We start from the raw sequence: 11,878 nt of genomic DNA on the forward strand, positions 1-11,878 counted from the left end.
GGCGAGGCCGAGATAGTTGTTGGCACAGAAATTGAGCAGCTTGCGGCCGCCAACCTCGATCTCGGACGACTGGGGCGAGGTGATGACGCGCTCGCGCTTGTACAGGCCCTCCGTCTCGATCTGCGAAAGCAGCTCGAGAATGCGGTCTTTGAGAGTCGGTGCCATCCTGCTTTCGCTTCCACTGGTGATCTTCGCGGTCTTGCTCATGCGATTTCTCCTCTGTGCACGCGTAACATGCGCTCGAAGTGGCTCGGATCGTGCGCTTTGAGGATTGCAGCCTCCCGAGGCTGGTGCAGATCCCAGAGACGCGATAGCCAAAAGCGAAATGCTCCAGCGCGTTGCATCGCGGGAAGCAATATGCGTTCGGCTGGAGTAAGCGCTCGAACGGACTCATAGGCGTCTAAGAAAGCGGCGGCTCGCTTACGGTCGTGGCGGGCGGTGTAGCAATCGACGCACCAGTCATTGAGGCACACGGCTATGTCGAACAGAAAGGTGTCGCACCCAGCGAAGTAGAAATCAAAAACGCCGGTCAGATGACTGCCGGCAAACAACACATTGTCACGAAAGAGATCGGCGTGCACCGGCCCCCTGGGGAGTTGCTCGTAGGTGGGAGACACAGCAATTTGGTTCTGAAAGGTCAACTCGTTGGTGAGCAGCGACCGTTGTCCATCGGACACGTATCGGCCGAGCACCGGCACCACCTCGTTCCACCATTCGAGCCCGCGCGGATTGGCTTGTTGCCGTGGGTAATCGCTTCCGGCCAGGTGCAATCGGGCCAAAACCGCCCCAACGGAGCGACAGTGCTCCGCAGAAGGCGCTGTCACGCTCTCGCCCGGGAGCCTGTTGACGACCGCCGCAGGTCGATCTTTCAGCGAATGAAGGATTTCGCCTTTGACGTTGGCAACCGGATCCGGGACCGGCATTCGCCGCGCCGCAAGGTGCTTTATGAAATGGAGATAGAACGGCAATTGTTCGAATGTGAGGCGCTCAAACAAGGTGAGCACATACTCTCCGGCTTCAGTATCTACGAAGTAGTTCGTGTTCTCAATTCCGGTCGTGATGCCGCGAACAGAACGCGGCCAGCCTAGACCCAGCGCACCAAAGAACGCTGCGACTTCGTCGACTGATAGCTCCGTATATACAGCCATGGCGGGAATAACGGTCTCCGATAACTCAAGCAGGTCTTTAGCAGGCCGCACCACGCAAAATTTCGGCCACGTGGGTCTTTACGGTCTGTGCATCGGCGGGAAGGACCTCAAATCGTCTCGGCAAATCTTCTATTCCATCGAACCGTTTTGGACGACTTGGCTCGCGGCCCAAAGCCTCCCTGATGGTCTCCGCGAATTTGACCGGCAGGGCCGTCTCGAGCACGATCATCGGCTTCTCCGGAACGGAGTGCCTGCGTGCGACCGTGATGCCGTCAGCAGTGTGTGGGTCGATCAACGTGTTGAAGCGGCGCCAAGTGTCACGGATCGTTTCCAACCGGTCGGCGTGCGTGCTCTTGCCGCTGTAAAAGCCAAAACGAGGCGCCACCTGCGCGAAGGCGGGATCGCCACTGAGATCGAACGAGCCTCGTGCCCTGAGTTGGTTGTCGAACATTGATTTCGTCCGGCTCGCATCGCGACCGAGCAGGTCGAAGACGAAACGCTCGAGATTGGAGGCCTTGGAAATGTCCATCGATGGGCTTGATGTTTCATACGTGTCCGCCCGGCCCCGCACGCGATACACGCCGGTGCGGAAAAACTCATCGAGTACGTCGTTCTCGTTGGTTGCAATGACGAGACGGGATATGGGAAGTCCCATCATGCGCGCAACGTGACCCGCACAGATGTTTCCGAAGTTCCCCGAAGGAACGGTGAAGTCGACCTCTGATGTGTTCCCCGCGGTGACCTGGAAGTAGGCGGAGAAGTAGTAGACGACCTGTGCCACCAGCCGGGCCCAGTTGATCGAATTGACGGCGCCTATCCGGTGGCGCCTCTTGAAGTCACCATCGCCCGACACGGCTTTCACGATGTCCTGGCAGTCGTCGAACACCCCTTCGATGGCGATGTTATGGATGTTTTCGTCCTGCAGGCTGAACATCTGGGCTTGCTGAAAGGTGCTCATGCGTCCGTGCGGCGACATCATGAAGACCCGCACCCCCTTCTTGCCGCGCATGGCATATTCCGCCGCGCTGCCCGTGTCGCCACTGGTCGCCCCGAGGATGTTCAGTTCCTCACCCCGCCGCGCCAGTTCATACTCTAGGAGATTGCCAAGCAACTGCATCGCCATGTCCTTGAACGCCAGCGTGGGGCCGTTGGACAGTTCCGCCACGTGGAGACACGTCTCAAGCGCGCGGACCGGCGCGATCCTGGCGGTCCCGAAAACCTCGGGTGTATAGGTCTTCGCGCAGATGGCCTTCAGATCGGCGGGCGGAATATCGTCGATGTAGAGCGACAGGATCTCGAAGGCGAGGTCCGGATAGGACAGCGTCCGCCACCGATCCAGCATTGCGTCATCCACAAGCGGGTAGGTCTCGGGCACATAGAGCCCGCCATCCGGCGCCAGACCTTCAAGCAGTATCTCGCAAAACTTCCTGCGTTCGGGATGGCCGCGTGTGGAGATGTAGTGCATGTGATGCTCTTCCTTGTAGACGCGATCGTTCAGCCGGGGCCGCAGCGCCGCATGGTCAATGGGCCGCCAGCTTTAGCCGTCAGCGTTGGGCCCGCCACCAGGCGATCTTGTCCTGCAGGCCATAGCGGCGATTGTTGGTGCGCGTCAGGCCTGACTTCCGGCTGATCTTCAGATAGCGGCGATGTCCAGCTTCGAGCCGTCGACCAGACGCGACAGGCGGAACGGTGCAGGATCGACGCAAGGCGTGTCGTTTACGACAAGCTCTGCGGCCAGATAACCAAGCCCCGGGCCCAAACCGAAGCCGTGGCCCGAGCAGCCCGCCGCGAGGACGAGGCCTTTCACCCCGTCCACCTGCGACACCACAGGCACTGCGTCCGGCGTGCAATCCACGAAGCCGCCCCAGGCACTATCGATCTCTATATCGCCGAGTTGGGGGAAGGTCTTCCGGACACTCTCCACCACTTGGCTTACCAGCCATTTTAAGGGTGGAGGATCCAGCACCCGATTCTGTTCGAAGATCCGATCGTCGCTGGTCAGCAGCGCCGGCATTGAATCCGGCCCCGAAAGGAACGATTGGCCGATGCCGAGCCTGACGTTCTTTAGGCGACGCAAGAATTGCGGCATGAATTCCCGGCTATACCGGATAGCCTGGGGCGTGATTTCGAGGTTCGCCTTGCCGCTGATCGCAAGCGTATAGCTGCCGTCCAGTCGGCGAGTGATCGTGCAGTAGGGTGTGGAGACCGCCTCGCCTATGTTGATTGTCGGGGTGGAACGCAGCGCGGTCTGCCGGATGCTCGCTAGGGGGAAACTGATCCCGAGCGGCCTAAGGAAGCGCGAGGACCAGGCACCAGCGGCGCACAGCACCGCGCCCGTTCTGATGTAGCCCTTCTCCGTGTGCACGCCCGCAATCTTGCCATTGGCCAAGTCGAGCGCCCGCGCGGCGCATTCCTGGTGGATGGTGGCGCCCAGAGCTCTGGCCCCATCGGCGATAGCCGGCGCGGCGAGCGCAGGTTCGGCCTTACCATCCCGGTCCGAATAGGTCCCGCCGACCCATTTGTCGCGCGCTTCGGGGACGCGCTCGGTCACCTCCGCCCGGCTCAGCATGCGGGTGTCGACCTCGTACTCCCTCGCGACCTCGCGCCACCTTTCCCAGCCGGCGAGCACAGCCTCGTCGTGAGTCGCATAGACGAGACCGCAGCGTCGAAATCCAAGGTCCCGATTGATATCGCGCGTCAGCTCGTCCCACAGTCGCATGGAGATCACCGAGAGCGGCAGTTCGCGCCGATCGCGGTTCTGCTGGCGGCACCAACCCCAGTTTCGGCTCGATTGTTCACAGGCGACGTGGCCCTTCTCGAGCAGAGCCACAGAGAGGCCACGCTTCGCCAGGAAATATGCGGCGGTAGAGCCGAGGATGCCGCCGCCGACGATGACGACGTCGACTTCGGCCGGGAGACGCTCATCGCTGTGAATGCGTTCGACTCGGGGCGACATGTTCCAACCAACCTCGGCTGCCAAAAATGCGGAAGCAAAGTTCCGATCAGCCCTTCATCGCATCGTGCGCCCGAAAGAATGTGCCGAAATCATCTAGGACTTCGCCAGATGTGCGGGTTTTTGATCCCCTGATCGATACGAACTGCTCAAGCCCGATCGAGTTCCAGTTCGGCGCAGGGCGGCGCAACCTGCTCGCGAGTCCGTTGGATCGCGCTTGAGGGCCTTGAGCCTGCGTGCGAATTGTAGGCGGCAACGAAGTCGGCGAAGTGTTACCCGAGCTGATCATGGCTCTCGTAGAGAAGCGTTTGACGGTGGCGTCCTTGATCGTGCGGTACATCCTCTCGACCTGTCCATTGGTCCAATGATGCTTGGCCTTACTCGTAGGTCCCCGATGTCGTTCGCGGCGCAGGCATATTCGAAGGTGCGCCCAGAAGCGTTCGCCGTTGGCGATAGCCTCTTTGATCTGCGGCACGGCCGAGTCTCCGGCATTGGGTGTGGTGAACTGATTCCATCGTCGTGAGGCACGGTGTGGATCTTATAGGGGACGGCCGCTATCGGCCGGAGCAGGAACTCTCCGGGAGACGACAGTGGTGGCCTTCTCATGCAACTCCATGAAGGCGACCTTCGAGGTACGATCGATGGCGACAAACCTGCGCTGCTTGCCCTGTTTGGTTCTCACCTCGGCGACGTGGATATGGAAAGTAGCCGATCCGATAGCTCTTGAACTTCTTCTCGCCGGCAGGTCGCCTTCGACATTGGGCAAGCGGCCGACGCCGTGACGCTGCAGGCAGCGGTGCAATGACAAGGGTGTCAGATGCGGGATCGTCGGCTGCAACGCATAGAAGCAGTCATTCTGCGGCAGCAGCGTATAGCGTCGAAAGGCGACGATGACGGCCTCTTCATCGACCGTGAGCAGAGTCGACCGCGCCTCCTTCGGCCCAGTCCCCAGCGTTCGGCCAGGCGCCAGTTCGAACGAAACCTCGTTCACAGCTTTCACTATTCGCTGCGCGCCGAACAACGCACCGCCGCCACGATAGGTCTTCACCATACCCTCGACCTTCAGGATTGGCTCCTTGCTGGCAGGCTCCGCACGAGGGCGATCCTCGCCGATCAGATGCGGTACGGCCGCGATCAGGCGCTGGGTGTAAGGATGCTTGGGCGCCTTCAACACCTGGTCGGCGCTGCCCTGCTCGACGATGTGACCCTTTTCCATCACCACGACGCTGTCGGCGATCTCGGCCACTACGCCGAAATCATGGGTGATGAACATCACGCTCATCCCCTTGCGGCGCTGAATTTCGCGGATCAGCTCCAGAATCTGTGCCTGGGTGGTCACGTCGAGCGCGGTCGTCGGTTCATCCGCGATCAGAACCGTCGGCTCGAGCGCCAAGGCCATGGCGATCATGACGCGCTGCCGCTGCCCACCCGAAAGCCGGAAAGGGTACTGGTGGTACATGAGTTCGGGATCTGGCAACCCCACTTCGGTGAGCAGTTCGATGGCGCGGTTGCGACAGGCTTTTGGCGTGCCGAAGCCATGCGCGGCCATGACCTCGTCGATCTGCGCGCCCACCGTCATCAGGGGGTTGAGCGCCGAAAGCGGATCCTGAAAGATCATCGACACGACCCGCCCACGCAGGTTGCGCAGCTTGTCGGGCGACATGCCGATGATGTTCATCCCCTCCAACTGTATTGAACCCGATGAGACGCGGATCACCTTTGGCAGAAGCCCCATGATCGCGTTTGCCGTGACCGACTTACCCGATCCGGACTCGCCGATAATGCACAGTATCTGGCCGCGTTTCAGATCGAAGGAAATGTTCTCGACAGCATGTATCCGTTCCATGCCTTTCGGCAAATTCACGGTGAGGTCGCGCACCGAAAGCGCCACATCGTGGTGGGCTACAGCCTGGATGCTTGCGACCATCTGAATCAGCTCCCCTTCAACCGAGCGGTTCGACGCTGTTGCGGACCGCAACATCGCCCTTTGAGCAGCAACGCGTCACCGTAGCAGCTGTAGCCTGGCCATCTCGGCGCTTCGCGCCCTGAGGCTGCGAGAGACGGATTCTACTCATCCTGGCGGCTCCCTTATGAAGTCCGGTCCCCGTACCGGACATCGTTCCCTTTTCTTGGAGAACCCTCCAAACGGGCAAGCTCTGCCTATCGGAGGTCCTCTGGAGCTTGCCTGCCGTAAGGGTGCCCCGTTCTTCCAGCCAGTTTGACTGTTCTGTTTCCGCAGAGTCTTCGAAAGCTGGCTCTCGGGCGGCAAGAACTTCTGAAAAGAACGTCCGAATTGGCATTTCACTCTGTTTGGCATAGATGATGGTAGCGTGGGACAGGTGAGAGTCTGTGAGTGATTGCCCGAAAAATGAAATGAATGGGCAATGACGCCAGCGGCCGTGCCGACCTGTCCAAGGCGGGCACGGCATTCCTTGCCACAGGAAATTTGCACGATCCGCCGCGCCGGAATTTTCCGCATTTGAAATGGATTGGCGCCCGTCCAAGCGTTGAAGGTAGGTAGCAACCGGCATCACCTGCACGAAGCCCGTGATGCGCCCATGCGACGCCTCAACTGGATGCCTATAAAAGGTAGTGCGGAACCAAGCACGGCAAACTGTGCCGCTCATCGAGAAACTCAACCCTGCCCATCAATGCTCGGTTGCTGCTTTTCGATTCGGTCGACCACATTCAGCTGAGCTAAGCTCGCAGGGCGCTCTTTCAAAGGCGATTTGGGCCCAGGCGGCTGAACTGCGCCTGGAGCCACTCTGCGAGTTCAAACTCCACACCTTGCAGTTCACTCGACCCCAACCATATCAACCCATATTGACTGCCGTCAGGGTCAAAGCCAGAAGGTGACACCAAGCTTCCTCGTTCCACATCGTCAATCGCGAGTACGAGCGGACTGAGGGCTACACCCAGGCCTGCAGATGCAGCTTCGACAATGAGGGCGTGATTGTCGAAGTATCGGATTTCTGTGGGTCGACGCGCCGACGGATGGGTCTTCAGCCATTGCGCCCACGCGTCAGGTCGGGTCTTCGACCCGAGAGCGAGATAGTCGCCGTGTTCGAACGCTGGCACGAGTTCCCGCCTCATGACGGGCCCAACCTTTTCGGGAAAAAGGGTCCGGACGTTCCACGTCTCAGGCACAGCGAAGTCCAGCCGTCGAATAGCGAGATCGACCTGCTTCTTACGAAAGTCCACAAGCCCTCCACCTACGGAGAGGTGGAGGGCCATGTCCGGATGCGCCACTTGAAGCGCCCCCAGCCGCGGAATGAGCCAACGCATGGCAACTGAAGGCTCGCAGGAGAGCACCAGGGCACTCTTCCCGGCACTGGCAGCACGCAGGCTTTGAACTGTGGCCGCCAACTCCCCGAAGAACCTGTTGAGGGTGAGGTTGAGTGTCTCGCCGGCCGGAGTGAGCCGCAGGCCCCGCCCATTCTTTTCAAACAACCTGACTCCGATGTCACTGGCGAGTTTGGTGATGCGGCGACTGACGGCGCCGTGCGTGAGCGCAAGCGAGTCTGCCGCAAGCCGGACCGAGCCTAGCCGCGCTGTTGCTTCGAACGCTCGCAGGTCGTCGAGCGACGGTATTTCTGAGCGATCCATCAGTGACAATATATCACCGATTCCGTCAGAAACTTTCGCTATTCATAGTCGGTGGAGTTTTGTTAATTGATGCATGCGCACCAATCATCAGCCCAGTATAGCGGTCCTCGCCGATGACCTTACTAGCGCGGCAGATGGCGCGGCACCTTTCGTCGCCCGCGGCTTGACTGCGTCGATCGGCAGGGGTCAGCTTCCGAGCCAAGCGGCATCGGTAATCGCAGTCGATAGCGGTTCGCGGTCTGCTACTCCGTCGCAAGCGTTCGAGGCGGTTGCTCGATTGACCGCCCGACTTGCCAGCCATACCGTGCTGTATAAAACGGTGGACTCCACACTTCGTGGTCACATAACGGCCGAGCTTGAAGCCTGTTTTGCGGCGAGCGGCCGCAAAGCACTGGTGTTTGCACCGGCGTTCCCCCAGGCCGGTCGTACGACAGTGAGGGGCATTCAGCTTGTTGACGGCATACCGGTCTCGGAAAGTTCGTATGGCCATGACCCTATGCATCCCGTGCGGCATTCCGAACTAGTCGACCTGGTCCCGCGCTGCATCAAGAATGTCACGCTGCTTGATGCAGAAACGCAGGAAGAACTCGACTCACAGATTGCTGCCATCGAGGATCCAGCGTCGATCCTTTGGGTTGGCTCTCCTGGAATGGCTACAGCGCTATCGCGGCGTTTTGTGCCGGCGAAGGCCCTACCGCCATTGCTCAATGGCATCAGTAGCGATGTCTTGGTGGTCATTGGGAGCGCAAATTTGCGCAGTCATCATCAGGCAGATCAACTCCAGGAGTCCAGCGGCGTGATGCTGCTGCGCGGACCAAGGGCGCGCGAGGGGGACTCGGCAGCGGTGCTGCGCCGTATCGCACAAGACGCAGCGCGAGAGCTTCAAAGCATACGCTTCGGCGCTTTGATCGCCACCGGCGGCGACACGATGGAAGCGATCCTGGACCTTCTCAACGTCCGTGAGTTCGAGATCCTGCAAGAACTCGATCCCGGATTCCCGCTTGGTCTCGCCAAGCTTGGCGATGGGCGCTCGCTCTTGCTCGCTATGAAGGCCGGTGGCTTTGGCAGTGACGCCGCTCTGGAGCGCGCCGTCGCGCGGATACGTGGAGCAACGCAATGAAGGACATTCTCCCGCTTGCTCTCACAATGGGCGACGCCTCTGGCATTGGGCCGGAGATCGTGGCGAAGGTGCTTGCGAAGGGCGGCGAACGCGTCGTCGTGTTCGGCAGCTATGTTGTCATGAAGGACATCGTGCGGCGGCTCGGGTTGAACGTCGAGGTGCGACGCATCAATGCGGCCGATCTAGCTCAGTTCCAGCCGCAGGCAATTGAAGTCATCGACACCACCCGGATTACTGAGCCTCCTCCAATCGGGCGTATCAGCGCGATCTCCGGACAGGCTGCTTTCGACGCCATCGTTGCGGCGATCGCAGCTGCGAAGTCCGGAGAAGTAAGCGGCATCGTCACGGCGCCGATCAATAAAGAGGCGATGGCCAGCGCGGGTATCAGATACCCCGGCCATACCGAAATTCTGGCCGACTACGGCGGCGCCAAGCGCGTGGCGATGATGCTTGCGAACGATGACATCCGCACGGTGCTCGTCACGATCCACACGTCGCTGAGCAAGGCGATCGAACAAGGTGATTTCGACGCTCAGCTATCCGCTATCCGGCTTGCCCATGTGGGTGGAAAAGCTCTCGGCTTTGCGACCCCGCGTATCGCCGTGGCGGGTCTCAACCCGCATGCAGGTGAAGGTGGCCTCTTCGGCGACGAGGAGATCCGGATCATACGACCTGCAATCGACACATGCCGTGCTGAGGGGATCGATGCCACTGGCCCATATCCGGGCGACACCGTCTTCATGCAAGCACGCCAAGGCCGATTCGATGTTGTGGTAGCGCAATACCACGATCAAGGACTGATCCCGGTGAAGTATCTCGGGCTGGAAAAAGGCGTGAACATCACGCTTGGCCTGCCGTTCGTCCGCACCAGCCCAGATCACGGCACGGCGTTCGACATCGCAGGCCGGGGGATTGCAGACCACGCCAGCTTGGAAACAGCACTTGCCTACGCCAAGCGCCTCGTGTTGGCGCAAACCAAGACGAACTAGATACGAAAGGAACCACACCAATGGGGTTACGCTTCATCTTCATGCTCACGCGCAACGACCGAACGGTTCCGGACGCCTCGCAGCAACTAAAAACCGCGCTCAGCCTCGGCGTGCGGCACATCGGGTTCAAGGACATCGGCTTGCCGATCGAGCAGCTGAAAGGCCTCAGTGCAGCGATCAGGACGGGCGGTGCAACTTCCTATCTGGAAGTCGTGTCCCTGGACCGCGAAAGCGAAATTGCTTCGGCAAGGGCAGCTGCCGCAATCGGCGTTGACGTTCTTCTTGGTGGCACGCGGGTCGACGATGTGCTGCCGATCATCAAGGACACCGGCATCCGGTACTTTCCGTTTCCGGGTCGGATCGCCGGTCATCCGAGCGTGCTTGAAGGCGCCATCGACGAAATTGTCGAAAGTGCCAAGACGATTGCAGGGCGAGATGGGGTGCACGGCCTGGACCTGTTGGCGTACCGTTCGGCGGAGAACGTGCCCGAGTTGATGAAGGCTGTCTGCGCTGCAGTCACCAAGCCTGTCTACATTGCAGGTTCGATCGATACCCCTGAACGAATTGCAGTCGTCCAAGGCGCCGGCGCAGCTGGTTTTACGATTGGGACTGCGGCTTTGGACGGCAAATACCCGGCCAATGGGAATGACCTACCAAGCCAACTCACCGCAATCATTCGCGACGTCGCTGCCCTGAACATGCACCTTTCGCCCATTCACAAGAAGAATTTGTCAATTGAGTTTGCCGGGCTGCACGCGCCTTGGGAGCCTAAAGTCGAGGTGCATGTCAACAACATGCAAATCAAGGTCGCCATGATCAGGGGAGCCTCCAGCTGGTCATTTCGACAGCACGACGATCAGCTGTTCTTTGTTCACCGGGGACGCCTGCTGATGAAATTTCGTGACCGTGAAGAGATCATCGAACCCGGAGAGTTCATCGTCGTCCCGTATGGCGTTGAGCACTGTGCGGTGGCTTTGGGCGAAGAGGGATGTGAAGTGTTGCTGACAACGTCAACCGCTCTGCCCTGCTACCCACCCGCGGGAACTGATCGCGCTCACTCTGAGCGATCCCAGTTGACTGCGTAGCACGGCGGTACCGACTGCTAGGTTTCAGTGAAATCATGGCGCAACGCGCAGGAGCAATCATGACCGTGCCTATAGTGCTGCATCGGGCCGACGGCGCACCCGTCGCGAGCTCTTTCCGCAGGGCAGCGTTCGGCAAGGACGACCCCTTTGAGGGGCATCGCGAAATCGCCTGGGAAGGACCGGATTCGATGATCGTGGGCCGAACCAGCTTTGTTGGTGAGCTCGAAGTCGCAAGCTTTCCCCACATCGAAACCATCGTCGTGGTGGACGGAGAGCTGATCCTGACGGCGGCCGGGACGGCCCCGCTGGTGGTCGGGCCACAAGCGGGTGCTGTCATCGGATGCGGCACCGCGCTTCGTATCCAGACCGGATCAGGCGTGCGGTTTTCGTTCTGCGCGGTCGCTTGCGACAAACCGACGAAGCCCGGCCTTGTCCAACTGCGCGCGGACGCCGACTTCAAGCCATCTGCTTCGCTACCGGCCGAGGCTTTGCTTGGCCCGGCCCCGCAATGCCGCAGCGACAACGTCTTCTCCAGCGACGGCGCGGATTACCGTGCGGGCACGTGGGATTCGACCCCATACCACCGGGTTGTTCGCCCGCATCGCCAGAACGAGTTCATGCATCTGCTGGCCGGGAGTGTACGATTCGCCGCGCCCGATGGCAGCGTGCTGTCGGCGGGCACCGGAGATGCGCTTTTCGTTCCCCAGGGCGCGTCGATCGGATGGGAAAGCAGCGGTCGCGTATCGAAGTTCTTCGTGGTCCAAAGCGTCCAGGCTTGACGTAAAGCGAGACCCATCATGTCCCCTCCTCTTAGGCACATCAACACGTCGCCCAAGCCGCCGGTCTGCTGATGTCGTCGTGATCGGCAGCATTCGGGGTGCACACGAAACGTTGAAGCGGTGGCGGCTCGATGCGCCGACGCCCATGGAGCGGATGCGAATCCTTGATCCGGAGCCCGATATGTCGACGATCAGGGG

8 protein-coding genes and 3 pseudogenes are annotated in these 11,878 nt (G+C 60.3%); 4 read left to right on the top strand and 7 right to left on the bottom strand.

The window, feature by feature from the left end; genetic code table 11:
• From MESS4_RS18770 to MESS4_RS18800, 7 genes and pseudogenes are all read right to left on the bottom strand, one after another.
• A pseudogene (locus MESS4_RS18770) lies at positions 1–165 on the bottom strand (glycine C-acetyltransferase); the annotation flags it as partial.
• A gap of 38 nt (positions 166–203) precedes the next feature.
• Positions 204–1,148 carry a homoserine kinase gene (locus tag MESS4_RS18775; RefSeq protein WP_036241625.1) on the bottom strand — a complete coding sequence of 315 codons (945 nt, stop codon included), beginning with the start codon at positions 1,146–1,148 and terminating at the stop codon, positions 204–206.
• 37 nt (positions 1,149–1,185) lie between these two features.
• Positions 1,186–2,613 (bottom strand): threonine synthase, encoded by a 1,428-nt coding sequence (gene thrC / locus MESS4_RS18780; protein ID WP_006334119.1) that lies wholly within the window; start codon positions 2,611–2,613, stop codon positions 1,186–1,188.
• A 168-nt stretch (positions 2,614–2,781) separates the two neighbouring features.
• Complete coding sequence (locus tag MESS4_RS18785; protein WP_006334121.1) at positions 2,782–4,104, bottom strand: FAD-binding oxidoreductase; 1,323 nt, start codon at positions 4,102–4,104, stop codon at positions 2,782–2,784.
• Between the two features lie 272 nt (positions 4,105–4,376).
• Positions 4,377–5,047: pseudogene (locus tag MESS4_RS34660) on the bottom strand (IS481 family transposase); the annotation flags it as partial.
• Positions 5,048–5,050: 3 nt separating this feature from the next.
• Positions 5,051–6,028 (bottom strand): annotated as a pseudogene (locus MESS4_RS18795) (ABC transporter ATP-binding protein); the annotation flags it as partial.
• Between the two features lie 791 nt (positions 6,029–6,819).
• Positions 6,820–7,707: a LysR family transcriptional regulator gene (locus MESS4_RS18800; RefSeq protein ID WP_006334126.1), complete on the bottom strand. Its 888-nt coding sequence runs from the start codon at positions 7,705–7,707 to the stop codon at positions 6,820–6,822.
• 73 nt (positions 7,708–7,780) lie between these two features.
• On the opposite strand from MESS4_RS18800, the gene MESS4_RS18805 reads away from it, so the two are divergent.
• The 4 genes from MESS4_RS18805 to MESS4_RS18820 are packed head-to-tail and all read left to right on the top strand — an operon-like array spanning position 7,781 to position 11,680.
• A complete protein-coding gene (locus MESS4_RS18805; protein WP_006334127.1) occupies positions 7,781–8,827 on the top strand; it encodes a four-carbon acid sugar kinase family protein in 1,047 nt (348 codons plus the stop codon).
• Positions 8,824–9,816: a 4-hydroxythreonine-4-phosphate dehydrogenase PdxA gene (pdxA, locus tag MESS4_RS18810; RefSeq protein WP_006334128.1), complete on the top strand. Its 993-nt coding sequence runs from the start codon at positions 8,824–8,826 to the stop codon at positions 9,814–9,816. Before MESS4_RS18805 ends, pdxA begins: the two co-directional genes overlap by 4 nt.
• Before the next feature lie 20 nt (positions 9,817–9,836).
• On the top strand, positions 9,837–10,901 hold the full coding sequence (locus MESS4_RS35150) for a cupin domain-containing protein (protein WP_006334129.1): 1,065 nt from the start codon (positions 9,837–9,839) through the stop codon (positions 10,899–10,901).
• Between the two features lie 59 nt (positions 10,902–10,960).
• Positions 10,961–11,680: a cupin domain-containing protein gene (locus MESS4_RS18820; RefSeq protein WP_006334132.1), complete on the top strand. Its 720-nt coding sequence runs from the start codon at positions 10,961–10,963 to the stop codon at positions 11,678–11,680.
• Positions 11,681–11,878 lie beyond the last annotated feature (198 nt).

The sequence above is a fragment of the Mesorhizobium sp. STM 4661 genome (assembly GCF_000359125.1).
Lineage (GTDB): Bacteria > Pseudomonadota > Alphaproteobacteria > Rhizobiales > Rhizobiaceae > Mesorhizobium.